We start from the raw sequence: 13689 nt of genomic DNA on the forward strand, positions 1-13689 counted from the left end.
GGTGATATGAGGAAGAAGTCCTTAACTTTATTTTCAGATGGAACTCTCTATAGGAAAGAAAACACCCTCTATTTTGAAAACGCCCAAGGTAAAAAGCCTTTGGCAATTGAGGGCATTTACGACATCTATATCTATGGAAAAGTTACCATAACATCTCAGGCTCTTCACTTTTTAGCTCAAAAGGGCATAGCGGTGCACTTTTTCAACCACTATGGATATTATGACGGCTCATTTTATCCAAGAGAAAGCCTTCACTCTGGAGATTTGGTTATAAAGCAGGCTGAGCACTATCTTGACAGAGAAAAGCGCCTAAGGCTGGCTAAGCTGTTCGTGAGAGGAGCCTCAAAGAACATGGAACGTAACTTGAAGCGCTTTGGTGCTGAAGGGAATTTCAGCGAGCTTTTAGAAGAGCTTGAGGACACAAGAAAGATAACCGATGTTATGAACGTTGAAGCAAGGATAAGACAGGAGTACTATGCTCTGTGGGATGAAACTTTACCAGATGGCTTTAAGATTGTGAAGAGAACAAGAAGACCTCCTCAAAATGAAATGAACGCCTTGATAAGCTTTCTGAACTCAAGACTGTATCCTGCAATAATCAGCGAACTTTACAACACCCAGCTGACCCCAACAATAAGCTATCTGCATGAGCCGAGCGAGAGGAGATTTTCTCTTGCTTTAGATCTGAGTGAGATTTTCAAGCCAATAATAGCTGACCGCATAGCCAACCGCCTGGTGAAGCAAGGCGTAATAAAGAAGGAGCACTTTAGAGAGGATTTAAACGGTGTTTTGCTCAATGACGAAGGAAAGAAAATTGTTCTTAAAGCGTTCAACGAAGAAATGAGGAAAAGCGTAAAGCATCCAAAGCTAAAGAGAAATGTCACCAAGCAGAGGCTGATCAGGCTTGAGGCGTACAAGCTGATAAAACATCTTGTTGGAACTCAGGAATATGAACCGCTGGTGGCATGGTTCTGATGAAACGCAATAAGATGGTGTTTCATATTCACGACCAATGTTCCCAAGGGAGAGTAAAACATCATTACTCAGGTGTTTTCCTGAGTGGTTCATAGCTCTCTTTCAAATGTTTTAATTTTTTGAAACATATTGTACATCCGGATGAAACATTTGAACCGTAGAAAAGCTTATATATTTCAAATGCACATTCTATTCTGAGGTGATTCCAAGTGGACTTCCCCGAGGTTGTAAACATGCTGAGGTTCTTCGTAAGAATGAGGAACTTCGGCTATGTGGACAGAATGGGCAATGCCCTGACCTACGAACCTGTGGAAATGGCCATTCTTGAAGCACTCAGAGCTTTTCGCTCGATACACGAGAGTGCTAAGACTGATGAGAATGATAGAAAGTATATCGAAAAGAACGGAAAGAAAATATATCTTCCGAGAATACCCGATGAGGAAGAGATTAGAACATTTCTCAATGCCGTGAGGAAAGATATGAGCGTTGCCAAGCGTGTTGCCACGCTAGCGCTTGCCTTTCCCTCCAAAGGAGGTGAGGAATGATGTTTTTAAGTGTTGGAGTTAGATTTGAGGCAAATGTAGAGGCATTAAACATGGTTGAGACTGCAGGAAACTACACCAAGCACCGTAGGGTTCCCTACCTAGTCGAAGAGGACAGGAAGCTGAAGACCATCTATGTCCCAGCCATAAGCGGCGAAAGCTTAGCACATGCCTACCAGTGGAGTTTAGTCAAGGAAGCACTTGCTATGAACCTTCCAGTATGCGAGGACTGCGCAAAGGGAGAGTTCTTCAAGTCAATGAACAAAGCACATCTCAAGAAGAAGATTAACCCAATACCAGACGATTCCAAGAAAATCGAAGCCGCGATCATAAAGAGCTGTATCATTGAAGACGTTGGTGGATTTCTCTATGCTGAAAAGCCTCCAGTCAGAAGAAGCTCAGCGTTTCAGGTGAGCTATGCCCTGCCAATAAAATCCATGGCTCTCTTTGCTACAGCTGAGCCCCAGCTCCATGCAAGGCACGCGCAGATGGATGCCAAGGGTAAGAAGGGCAATGTCTCTGAGCAGATGATATACTATGTGGAAACAGGAACCGCTCTGTACGGTTTCACTTTCAACCTTGACCTCGATGCTATAGGCGTTAGCTCTCTTGGTGCTGGTCCAATCATCCCAGAAGAGGAGATAAAGGCAAGAAGGGAAGCATCGCTGAAGGCTCTGTTCAGAATGCTCTCCTCGGCACAGTTTGGGGCAAAACTCTCGCGCTTCTTCCCTGTAGGTGGAATTACAGAGCTTACCGTTGTGGTGACGGAGCATCCCTTCGTGGTGACTTCACCAATCTATGACAGCTATGTAGAGAGAACCAAGAAGAGGCTTGAAGTCATAAAGGAAGCTTTCGGGGAGGATTACTTCTTCGACTCCACGAATGAGGTTCCTGAAGAGACCCTCAGGAAGGCTATTGAGTACCTCAAAGAAAAGGGCTATATCTGAGGTGGTTTCCTTGATTTCCTTTTTAAAGGTGGAGGTGAGGCCCACTGGAATAATAGCGCTCCGTTCGCTCCCTCAGAGCAAGATGCGCAACGCCTTTCGCTATCCGCCGCCAAGTACGCTGATTGGAGCATTGGCATATCCGTTGCTCCACATAGCCGGAGACAGAACAGAAACGCTCGAACCGAGGAGAAATGCACGCAGCTCTGCTGACAGGATAAGACCGCTTATAGAGTGGGCAACAGTGAAAGTCTCTGGAATGCCAAGGGTCTACGGCTCAATACTGAAGATAAACCGCCTTCACAGGAGAAGCGTTGAAAGTGCTGTAACCTCGTTTCCGATGGCAGTGATGTATGGCGAAAGCGACTACACATTAACGTTGCTCTATCTCCTTAATGATGACCTTATCAGCGCTTCAGAATTCTCAGTGAAGGACTTCGAGAGAGCCGCGTGGGGGATAAGTAGACTCGGCTCGAGGGAGTCTGTAGTCAGCGTTGAGAGCGTCGAGCTGGGGAAGGGCACAATCATGGAGAAAGAGATGGCAGAAACGGCCTACGCTTTCCTTCTGACTGGTAAGAAGGTTCAAGGAGGTGGTGTTGTTCAGGGTGTCGTAGACTGGAAGGAGGGCATAGGGAACTACTCAAAGGCAAGAATCATAGTGATGTTCTACCCCGAGGGCAAGGTTGAGGTCGAAGGAAGGCTTAAGGTGATAGATGTGGGCGAGGAGGTGGTACTGTGATTCTCAAAGTGGCTAAGGAGCTCCCCTTAAGCGGTCTCAGCAGGGAGCTTGCTCTGCTTGGACTGAGTTGGGTTGTTGATCAAGTGGGAACTGAGGTTTCGAATGAAGACTTCGCTCTTGCGCTGGAGAACGCTATGGAGACACTGAGCAATAGAGCTACAGTGAACTCCTCCAAGATGGGACGCAACGACAGAACATCTTACGAGAAGGTTCTCAGAGCTTGGTTTGGACGTTCGGCGCCGAACACTTACACAGAGCTCTTCGGTATGGTAGTCGAGGAGACTGTGAGGCTTATTAAGGCAGGAAAGCTCGACGTCGAGAAAGCCTTAACGTTTTTCTCCGTGGACAAAAAAGGCATTAACCTTGGCGTTCCCTTCAATGGAACCTACGCCATAATGCCAGCAGTTGTAAAGCAGCCGGAGTTCTACGAGTTCCAGACTGAATTTTTAAAGCCAACAGCGGGGACTAAGGCAATGGTGAACCTCGATCCGGTTTGGCTCTCGCTGATAGCGGTCGGCTTCCTCACGGCATTCGCAGGCTACATTGGCGGGAGATATTACCTGATGACAAAGCCCGGAATGGAGACTCTTTTTCCTTACGTAGGTAATGTTCTTGATGGAGTTCTCCTCTTAACAGATGCCAACATGAAGTCTGGGGCAAGAATAGACTCAGAGGAACTTTATGAACTCCGCCTGGCAATGAAGCTCGCCGAAGAAGGAAAGAACGTCTCTGAAGAGACTTATCCCCTGACCCTACATCTGATAAGCCTTGAAGGCAATGTCTACACCGAGCTTAAAACAGTGCAGCTCGACCTCAGAGAGCTTCAAGGATACCTGAGTGAATATGTGAAAAAAGTTGAGAACCTGTCAATCAGGGGTATAAACATAATGGTGGAGACCAATGACGGCAGCTTCTATCCTCTGTGGGTTCTCGTTGACATAGCAGAAACAGAGCTTAGGAAGGGTGTTTCAGGTGACAACCAGATGCTGGCATACATTTTCGTGAAGGATTTGTACAGGGCTATAAACTCCGGCAACAGGGAGCTCCTACAAGACTCAATTTTCAGACTCTTCAGACAGGGAAGGGCGCTGATAGAGGGAAGCGCAAAAGCCAGTGGGTTGCTTGTAAAGACGCTGAGAGCTTTTATGACCGAAGCACACATGGAGGCTTTGCTGTGATATCTGCGTATAAAGAAGTTGTGAAAAAGCTCGCAGAGCTAAAAGGCTTCAAACCTGAGCCGAGACCGCTCACAGAGGAAGTCATTAAAGCCTTGGATTCCTCGGAGCTTCCTTTTTTCCTTGTAAGAGCTCCAACAGGCTATGGGAAAACCGTGATAAGCTACACCTTAGCTCTCCACTCCCTTAGAGATGCCTCCTTCTACGACCACGTCATCCACGTTCTGCCCATGCGTGCTATCGTTGAGGACATTGATATGACTGCCAAAGAAGCACTTGGGTTTTCAAAGACAAAGATGATGGGCTCAAGCGAGGAGTTCATGCACCTCTTTCCGCTCAATGTAACCACAGCTGACACGTTTACATGGGATATTCTCAAGCTAAACACCAAGCGCTACAGCCTGATAAAAGCTGGGAAGGAGTTCGGCTATGATTACCTTACCCAGGCGTCTATTCTCACCTCTATAGTTATCTTTGATGAGGCGCATTTTCTTCTTGAAGACAGGCGAATAAAGGAGGTTTTTCTAGCTGTTTTGAGGTTTCTCACAAAGGAGAAAGTTCCGATAATACTTATGACAGCAACCCTCTCTAACGGCTACAGGAAGCTCTTCCAAGAATACGCTAGGAATAGTGGCTATGACTTTGATGTTTTTGAGCTCAATGAAAACGACCCTTTCGCAAGGAGAGAGCTTTCCAAGGAGTTTGAGATTTCAATAGAGACTGGAAATCCACTTGACTTCGTGGAACGTGGAAGGAGGAACCTGATCATAGTGAATACCGTGAGGAGAGCTGTGCAGATATACAAGAATGCTAAGAGCTTGAGATTTGGAAATATCATGCTGATTCACGGCAGAATGACCGCAGAGCACAAAAGGCAGCTCATAGAGAAGCTCAGAAAGTGGAAGAACAACGAGGAGTTTTTAGTAATAGCGACGCAAGTTGTAGAGGCTGGCGTAGATGTCTCAGCTGACGTTATGATAACTGACGCAGCTCCAATGAATTCACTCCTCCAGCGCTTCGGTAGAGTTGCAAGATATGGAGAGGGCAAGGGAAAAATTGTGGTAATCAGAGATGCTGATGGACCGTATGATGTGGAGAAAGTTCAGAAAACAATATCACTCCTCGACAAAGCAGAAAACTTCCATCCCCGCCTGCCGTGGACGTATCAGGAGATAGTCGATGCCGTTCACGGCAGGAAAAAAGTTGAGGTTCTTAAAGTAAACAGAGCCTTTATTGGAACCTTAGTTTCCAAGCTTACCAACCCAGCAGAGCGCTCCATTCATATACTAAAATGGATTGAGGTGCGGATAAGGAGAGGTGAGCCTCTGCTAAGAGACTTCCTGATTCCTGTTGAGGTTGAGAACGATGTTGTCCTTGTAAGCCCAGAATTTCTGTGGAAGCTGTGGAAGAACGGAGAGGTTAAGGTTTTGAGAGGGAATGCTCCTTGGATTCCTGCGAACAAAAACGACACCTACGAACTCGCCAAGTGCGTTGCTCTTGGGGAGCCTGTTAAAGTTGTTCTCAAGAGGGAATATGACTGGGAGTGTGGGCTGGTATGACGTGCTGTGCGTTTTTTGACAAAGAAACAGGTGAGTGCATTGAGACCATGGAAGAGCACATAATGACGGGGCTTGAACTCATCGAAAAGAGGTATATAGCGAGGAACTACGGAGCATTTCTTGGAAAGCTTCTCGGTCTTCAGAGAGAAAAGGCTGAAGAGTTGCTTCACTTAACTTACATTTTCCATGACGTTGGAAAGGGACTGGAAGAGTTTCAAAAAAGGAAGCAAGGATTCAAGTATCACGAGTATTACTCTGCCCTCATAGCTAGAGAGATACTGAAAGATTGGGGCAAGGCAGGAATTGTGGCATCTACAGCGATACTGCTCCACCACCATGATTGGATAAGGGAAGGCATTCCTCAGAAAAAACGCCTAAAGCTCTGCCCAGAGTGTAGAAAACTGTTCGAAAAACTAACCGGCTTAGAAGTTCCAGAAACAATCTCTGCCACAAGCACTGAAGAGTTCACCGAGACGTTTAAAACTAAGCTGAGGTCCGTCTACGCAATTCTCCTTCCCACAGTCGTAGCAGATAATTTTTCGGCTTCAAAAAACCGCTTAGGAAAAGAAACTCATCTTGGAAAGGAGATTTTGGAGTCATCTAAGCTTTATGGGGTGATTTAATGCTCGTGGTTTTTCCGCTTGGCTTTGATGAGAAATTCATAGTGAGGGCCCTAATAAGAAACAAGCTAAAAAAGGAAGACAAGCTGCTTGCGATACTGCCCGAAGGATATGAGAAAGAAGAAAGAACAATAACCGCCCTTAAAAACCTCCAGGGACTTTTAAAAAGCCTCACCTCAGAAGACAGCATCACCGTCGTCGAGGTTCCATTAGGAAGTGGTGAGGATATGGTGCTGACGATAAGGAAGGAAGTGCTAAGGCACCTCACACCCGACAGAGAGATTCTTGCCGTCCTTTCTGGAGGCATGAGGGCTCTAACAGTTACAACGCTAGCAGCGCTTTCCTCTCTTCAAGACGTTTCAGTAAGGGTGGAAAGTGACTTCGAGAATCTGGCTGGCTTTATTTCCTTTGATCTGACCCCTATTTTAGCGCCTGCTGACATCAGATGGGTTAGGATTCTCTGCGGCATCTACAGAGGTAAGAGTATCAGAAAAACTGCAGAGGAAATAGGAACATCTCCAGCAACAGTAAGCAGGGAACTCCAAAGGATGATGCACTACAACCTTGTTCGTCCTGTGAGAGCAATCACTCAGGTTGTCAGATATGAAATAACAGATGGTGGGATGTTCTACCTTAAGCTCTATGGGGATGATTGCATTGAGGTTTAAGTTGATTCTTGTTCGTGATAAGCCTTTCATTCTTCCCTTTAACTATCCTCGGTCACTTTACGGCTTTACGCTCAAGGTAATAGAGACAGCAGATTCACATATCGCATGGAGATTGCACAACATCAAAAAGGACATCAAGTTCGTGCTTTCTGAGCCAAGGGCTATTGGAAAGAGGGGTAAACAATGGACGGTAGCAGAAAAGGGAATCCTTGTGAAATCTAAGAAGTTCAAGCTGTACTTTTCCACTGCTGAACCAGCAATAGCAAATGCTTTTGCTGAGGGAATAAATCAGCTTGAAGAAGTGAAGTTATTTGACATGCACTTTTATGTTGAGGAAATCAGGCTCCTAAAAGAGCCAAATTCTCTTTCAGGAAAGCCTCTTAAAACGCTCTCGCCAATAAACATCATAGATAACAACCCCCCGAACGGAAAGCGCCAGTGGGATGTTTCCCCCTTTCAGAGCAAAAACAGCCCTTACAAGAACGAGCCGCTCGTGTGGAAATACCTTCTCTTCAAAAACCTGCGCTCTAAGTATCTGATGTTACATGGAGAAACATATGAGGGAAGCTTCGATATTGAAATTCTAAACAAACCAAGACCAAAAGAGAAAAGGTTAATAGCAGATAGGGATAAGAAAACAGGAAAACCAATATGGGCAATAGCATGGCATCTTGGATTGAAGCTCTACGGAGAGGAAGATCTCCTAAGTGTTGCGTATCAACTGGGCATTGGGGTTAGGAATACACATGGATTTGGAATGATTGAGATACAATAAGACTCCAAAAGAATTGAAAATTGGTGGCATGGTTTTAGATGATGTCCTCCAGCGGATTCTTCTCTACCCCCAAGCTTTCCCTTTTTGGCTTTGAGCGGAGCTTGTAAATCACTACTGAATCCTCATTCTCATCTATTAAACTAAGAATGCCTTCTCTTATTCGTTCAAACTCTGCTAAGGTAATTTCTCCCTCAAAAACACTGTTTTGAACCCAATGCAAATACTGACGCAGGAACTTCTTGACCTTATTAACCCTTGAGACGTTAACATCGTAAACGATGACCACATACATGGCTCATCATGGTGAAATTAGTCTGCTCCGTTTTAATCTTTTTTGAAGATTTTTCAATACTTGTTGATGTTCTGTTTTTCGAAATTCTTTGGCTTTAATTTGCTTTAATTTCAAAATGGGGGTTTGTGGGTGGTTTGGATGTTTTTAGTAATTGTTTGTTGTTAAATTACATTGTGTTACAAGTTTTTAGCCATCTCATAACATTTTAAATGTGTACATTTGGAATTGAGTATTCTCGGGACTTCTCTAACATGTTTCCCTCATGAAAATTTGACCATTTTGGATTTAGAAACTTTGTTAGTTAGATTTTTGGATTTTAACACCTAAAAAGCCGTTGGAGAGGTTCTGAACATTGCTGTACATTACTTGAAATTATGGAAAATAACTGTGAATTAATTTAATGGAGTGATAGTAACGTGTTAACTGGGGGTTTGTTTGAGTTTTGTTATTGTCCCTTTGGAGAAGAGCTTTTATAATTCAAGCGTTTTTATAGTCTTATTGGGGAAATAAGGCAAAATTGCGCCCTGTTCCAATAAGACTCTAAGAGAATTGAAATTTGAAGTTTACAACTTCAACAACATTGCCATGGCTTGTTCCAATAAGACTCTAAGAGAATTGAAATGCTCACTTGGGTGAGCTTTAGGATTATTAATATACGGAATGTTCCAATAAGACTCTAAGAGAATTGAAATTATATTTTTGGGAGATTTTTGGATTTAGAGGAATCAGCGTTCCAATAAGACTCTAAGAGAATTGAAATCCCGTTTATTGGTATTTAGCACCCTACTTGTCCTTCAGCGAGTTCCAATAAGACTCTAAGAGAATTGAAATAAGCTTGGTTCAGCGCACATTAAGATCAAAGATATGGTGTTCCAATAAGACTCTAAGAGAATTGAAATTTCGCTGTATGCTATGTTAATGAGCCCGAAACACTCCAGTTCCAATAAGACTCTAAGAGAATTGAAATCAATATGGCAGATATTCTTAGAGAAGCTTTTCTATGGGCGGTTCCAATAAGACTCTAAGAGAATTGAAATATTATACTATATATGAACATTGGATCACCTCAAAGTGTTCCAATAAGACTCTAAGAGAATTGAAATATTAAGCTGTACTTTGATCAAACTAAAACCTGGGAGGATATGTTCCAATAAGACTCTAAGAGAATTGAAATGGGGGGATATACTTAAGTTCAGTGAGCTTGGACTTAATTGGTTCCAATAAGACTCTAAGAGAATTGAAATGTCTGAATGCAGCGATTCCACCCTTGAATTGCTGCATGAGGCTTAGTTCCAATAAGACTCTAAGAGAATTGAAATCAGGATGAGGGGAATAATTAGAGCAATGGCAAAATTGGGTTCCAATAAGACTCTAAGAGAATTGAAATTCATCTAACTGCCCATTCCACTTTAATAATATGATTATCGTTCCAATAAGACTCTAAGAGAATTGAAATAACTTTAGGGTTTATGCTATTCCAGAGAGCGAAGAGGGTTCCAATAAGACTCTAAGAGAATTGAAATTAAGTACTGGTAATACTCAATGTAGGCAAACATTGGAGTTCCAATAAGACTCTAAGAGAATTGAAATAACGTGGTGCTGTTTCGGGTAACCCGCTGAACTCTGTTCCAATAAGACTCTAAGAGAATTGAAATATTTAATTGTGAGCTATGGGTTAAGCGGTTCTGTTAGCGTGTTCCAATAAGACTCTAAGAGAATTGAAATAGATTATGAGAGCGGCAAAGAAAATTGGAAGTATCGCGTTCCAATAAGACTCTAAGAGAATTGAAATTCCTTGATGAGATAAAAGCCGATCCATTATACCTCAAGTTCCAATAAGACTCTAAGAGAATTGAAATCCTCAAGTAGCCCCTGATTGCATTTCCGCTGATGACGTTCCAATAAGACTCTAAGAGAATTGAAATGCTTAAAGACTTTATTCGAAAGTGTAACTTATACTGGTTCCAATAAGACTCTAAGAGAATTGAAATGGCTTTCCATGCCTTTTTCTCTTCGCCATACCTCATGTTCCAATAAGACTCTAAGAGAATTGAAATTTGAAAAAGTAAATCTTACGGGTCTGCCGGTTTCTAAGTTCCAATAAGACTCTAAGAGAATTGAAATGCATGCGGGCAAAAGTCGAGATGTCAAGCTTTGTCGGGTGTTCCAATAAGACTCTAAGAGAATTGAAATTTAACGCCGTTAAATCTCTTAATAGCTTAGAATTATTGTTCCAATAAGACTCTAAGAGAATTGAAATTAATCTTCATCTGTTGCTTCGTCTTTGAATTTGATTTCGTGTTCCAATAAGACTCTAAGAGAATTGAAATCTCTCATTGCTTAAAATGTATTGCTCTAAAGCCTCCTTTATCACGTTCCAATAAGACTCTAAGAGAATTGAAATAAGTTCCAGAAACATATGTCCGTTTGTCTTAGGAAAAAATGAGGAGGTTCCAATAAGACTCTAAGAGAATTGAAATAGCGGTCTATGCGGCTTTTGGCGTTGAGGTGAAGGTTAGTTCCAATAAGACTCTAAGAGAATTGAAATGAAATCAAAGAGGTTTTGGAAAAAACACAGGACTGGTGTTCCAATAAGACTCTAAGAGAATTGAAATCCAAATCAAAAGATACGTTAACATCTTGTGCCTCTTGTCCAGTTCCAATAAGACTCTAAGAGAATTGAAATGCTATTGACCTTAGCAACCTTGAGCTGGAAATGAAATGGAAGTTCCAATAAGACTCTAAGAGAATTGAAATCAGGACACTTATAATGGTTACCGACACCAGCGATGACGTTCCAATAAGACTCTAAGAGAATTGAAATCCCGGCAAAGCTCGTTGGTGGTAGTAAAGAAGAGATTCTCTTTGATGTGGTTCCAATAAGACTCTAAGAGAATTGAAATGCGACTCAGAATATGGAATGGACACTTTATCATCTACAGTTCCAATAAGACTCTAAGAGAATTGAAATAATATCACAGAAAAATGGTTCATTTTTTGACGGTAGGTTCCAATAAGACTCTAAGAGAATTGAAATTAGCACAAAAGTTAAACAGAACAGCTTAATTTTCGGGTTCCAATAAGACTCTAAGAGAATTGAAATCGTCAAGGAAGGGGACATAAGGACGAGTTACAGCACAGTTCCAATAAGACTCTAAGAGAATTGAAATTAACACTCTCTGTGTTCCCGTTTTCTTGTCAATCGCTCTCAGTTCCAATAAGACTCTAAGAGAATTGAAATACAATAATTTTCACTTCTTCAAACCCTTTCATCTCGACGTTCCAATAAGACTCCAATAAGTGTAATCTGTGGCTTCTCATGAGTCGCTATGTTTTTGTCGATATCCCTTTTTGCCAGATGAGACAATGTTTATATTTCTAAAATGACACTCCATTTGGGATGAAAGATGCTGCCTGTTGGAAAAGTTCCACCAGAGAAGCTCAGAGATGTAGTTTTCAAATACTTGGGCGTTCAGGGAGAGAGGGTATTAATTAAGTCAGGTATTGGGGTGGATGCAGCTGCCGTTGATTTTGGAGATAATGTCCTTGTAGCATCTACAGATCCAATAACAGGTGCAGAAAAGCATATAGGGTTTTATGCTGTCAATATAAATGCCAATGATGTTGCAACTTTTGGGGCAAAGCCGAAGTGGTTTCTGGTTTCAATCCTTCTGCCTGAAAATGCTGATGAAAAACTTTTGAAAGAGATAATGTTTGATATTGACAAGAGTGCAAAAAGACTCGATATCGCAGTAATTGGCGGACACACTGAAGTCACTCCCGGTTTAAAGAAGCCGATAGTTGTTGGGACAATGCTCGGAGAAGTGAAAAAAGAAAAGCTTGTACATGCCGGAAATGCAAAGCCAGGGGATGCCATTATCCTCACAAAAGGAGCAGGGATTGAGGGAACGGCGATCATAGCAAGTGAGCGGGAGAATGAGCTGGTTAGAGTATTCGGAAAAGAGTTCGTTGAGAGAGCAAAAGCCTTTCTCTGGAAGATAAGTGTTGTGAAAGAGGCATTAATAGCGAACGAAATTGGAGTAAACGCAATGCACGATCCTACCGAGGGGGGCATTGCAAACGGACTGCACGAGATGGCAGATGCATCCGGGTTGGGCTTTAAGGTTCATTATGAAAAGATCCCCATAGCAGAAGAAACGAGGAAAATCTGTGAGTACTTCAACTTGGATCCCCTATCGTTGATAAGCTCGGGAGCTCTTCTGATTGCAGCACCAAAGGAAAATGCAGATGAAATTGTCGCTGCTCTTAAGAAGGAGAACATTGTTGCTTCAGTAATCGGAGAGTTTCTTGGAGATAAAAAGAAAAGGATAATCATAAGAGATGGAGCGGAAAAGAAGCTCAAGCAGCCTTTGAGTGACGAGCTTTGGAAGGTTGTTTAAGTGTTTCCCCGAGGCTTTCTTTTTCCTGCTCTTTCCACTCTTCCAGCAGGGTTACGAGTAAACCTAAAGCCACTGGTCCAATTATAACTCCCTTTATCCCGAATGACATTATCCCACCAAAAATTCCCACCAATGCAACAACTGAGCTTACCTTTGCACCTTCAGCAACAAGCTTTGGCCTTATCGTTATATCTGGTAGGGGAGAGATAAAAACTGCACCATATACTGCAAATAACACCCCAAGAGCTACACTGCCTGTTTTAATCAAATATGCAGCTCCAATCGCCCAGAGTATCCATCCCCCAATTACAGGCAAAAGTTCGAGCACTATGCACAGTATTCCAGCTGCAATTGCACCGCTGACGGTTGTTATATCAAACAGAACAAACCCAACGGTCAGAAATATTCCCTTGAGAACGCTGAGCATCAGCCAGGTTCTTAGGATGGCGTTGAGGGTTATCTTTGCCCTCTCAACAAGATGTATGCCAAGCTCCCTGTTTTCCCGCGGAAGCAGACGATAGACCTCCATTGCTAAAAACTCTGAATTCGTTAAGATGGCGTAAAACAGCGCAAGGAAAACTATCGCCTGCAGCATGAATTTGGGAAGGGAAAACGTGTATCCAAGTAGAATATCACCAAGCTTTTCTGGGATTGTTTTTGAAAGTGCGTGGAGGCTTTCCCCTATTCCAAAAGGAAGGTTTACGCCAAGGAGCCAGTTGAAGAAGTCGCCTATGTAAACATACAGGTAGTTCAAAACATCTCTCAGCCATAGGGCTGCGCCTATAAGCAGGACTCCGGCGAGAAGTGCCATCATTGCGGTAAGCATGACTGCGGACTTTTTATTTCCGAATCTCTGGGAGAGCCGCATATGAAACGGATGGAATATATATGCTATTGCAAGGCTGAAGATGATTGGAGAGATCAGCGGCTCAACTGTACGCCAGACTAAGAAGAGTATGATGAGGGAAATTCCAAGCCAGACAAGGCTTTCGGTTTTCAT

General features: G+C 42.9%; 12 protein-coding genes and 1 CRISPR repeat array. Of the genes, 10 read left to right on the forward strand and 2 right to left on the reverse strand.

Translation table 11 applies throughout. The features are described 5' to 3' along the window. Positions 1–6 precede the first annotated feature (6 nt). The 9 genes from cas1b to cas6 all read left to right on the forward strand — a co-directional run bounded on the left by cas1b (position 7) and on the right by cas6 (position 7997). Positions 7–975 (forward strand): type I-B CRISPR-associated endonuclease Cas1b, encoded by a 969-nt coding sequence (gene cas1b / locus VFC49_RS00500; RefSeq protein ID WP_324735717.1) that lies wholly within the window; start codon positions 7–9, stop codon positions 973–975. A gap of 209 nt (positions 976–1184) precedes the next feature. After that, a complete protein-coding gene (csa5, locus tag VFC49_RS00505) occupies positions 1185–1520 on the forward strand; it encodes a type I-A CRISPR-associated protein Csa5 (RefSeq protein ID WP_324735718.1) in 336 nt (111 codons plus the stop codon). Beyond that, a complete protein-coding gene (gene cas7a / locus VFC49_RS00510; protein WP_324736776.1) occupies positions 1520–2464 on the forward strand; it encodes a type I-A CRISPR-associated protein Cas7/Csa2 in 945 nt (314 codons plus the stop codon). The genes csa5 and cas7a overlap by 1 nt, the downstream gene beginning before the upstream one ends. Position 2465: 1 nt before the next feature. Beyond that, the gene (cas5a, locus tag VFC49_RS00515; protein WP_324736777.1) at positions 2466–3200 is read left to right on the forward strand and encodes a type I-A CRISPR-associated protein Cas5a; all 735 of its coding nucleotides are present in this window, start codon (positions 2466–2468) and stop codon (positions 3198–3200) included. After that, positions 3197–4378: a type I-A CRISPR-associated protein Cas8a2/Csx9 gene (cas8a2, locus tag VFC49_RS00520; RefSeq protein ID WP_324735719.1), complete on the forward strand. Its 1182-nt coding sequence runs from the start codon at positions 3197–3199 to the stop codon at positions 4376–4378. The genes cas5a and cas8a2 overlap by 4 nt, the downstream gene beginning before the upstream one ends. Beyond that, on the forward strand, positions 4375–5934 hold the full coding sequence (gene cas3, locus VFC49_RS00525) for a CRISPR-associated helicase Cas3' (RefSeq protein ID WP_324735720.1): 1560 nt from the start codon (positions 4375–4377) through the stop codon (positions 5932–5934). Before cas8a2 ends, cas3 begins: the two co-directional genes overlap by 4 nt. Continuing rightward, entirely contained in the window at positions 5931–6557 is a 627-nt protein-coding gene (locus tag VFC49_RS00530) for a CRISPR-associated endonuclease Cas3'' (protein WP_324735721.1), read from the forward strand. Before cas3 ends, VFC49_RS00530 begins: the two co-directional genes overlap by 4 nt. Then, entirely contained in the window at positions 6557–7222 is a 666-nt protein-coding gene (csa3, locus tag VFC49_RS00535; protein ID WP_324735722.1) for a CRISPR-associated CARF protein Csa3, read from the forward strand. The genes VFC49_RS00530 and csa3 overlap by 1 nt, the downstream gene beginning before the upstream one ends. After that, positions 7203–7997: a CRISPR-associated endoribonuclease Cas6 gene (gene cas6, locus VFC49_RS00540; RefSeq protein WP_324735723.1), complete on the forward strand. Its 795-nt coding sequence runs from the start codon at positions 7203–7205 to the stop codon at positions 7995–7997. The genes csa3 and cas6 overlap by 20 nt, the downstream gene beginning before the upstream one ends. Positions 7998–8031: 34 nt before the next feature. Here the strand turns inward: cas6 and cas2 are convergent, their stop codons facing one another. Continuing rightward, positions 8032–8289 (reverse strand): CRISPR-associated endonuclease Cas2, encoded by a 258-nt coding sequence (gene cas2 / locus VFC49_RS00545; RefSeq protein ID WP_324735724.1) that lies wholly within the window; start codon positions 8287–8289, stop codon positions 8032–8034. Between the two features lie 526 nt (positions 8290–8815). Continuing rightward, a CRISPR array of direct repeats spans positions 8816–11530; the repeat unit is 30 nt; unit sequence GTTCCAATAAGACTCTAAGAGAATTGAAAT. 166 nt (positions 11531–11696) lie between these two features. Between cas2 and VFC49_RS00550 the strand changes: the two genes are divergently transcribed. Beyond that, positions 11697–12689 carry an AIR synthase family protein gene (locus VFC49_RS00550; RefSeq protein WP_324735725.1) on the forward strand — a complete coding sequence of 331 codons (993 nt, stop codon included), beginning with the start codon at positions 11697–11699 and terminating at the stop codon, positions 12687–12689. Here the strand turns inward: VFC49_RS00550 and VFC49_RS00555 are convergent. After that, entirely contained in the window at positions 12649–13689 is a 1041-nt protein-coding gene (locus VFC49_RS00555) for an AI-2E family transporter (RefSeq protein WP_324735726.1), read from the reverse strand. The genes VFC49_RS00550 and VFC49_RS00555 overlap by 41 nt on opposite strands.

This window comes from Thermococcus sp. SY098 (assembly GCF_035621495.1).
Classification (GTDB): domain Archaea; phylum Methanobacteriota_B; class Thermococci; order Thermococcales; family Thermococcaceae; genus Thermococcus_B.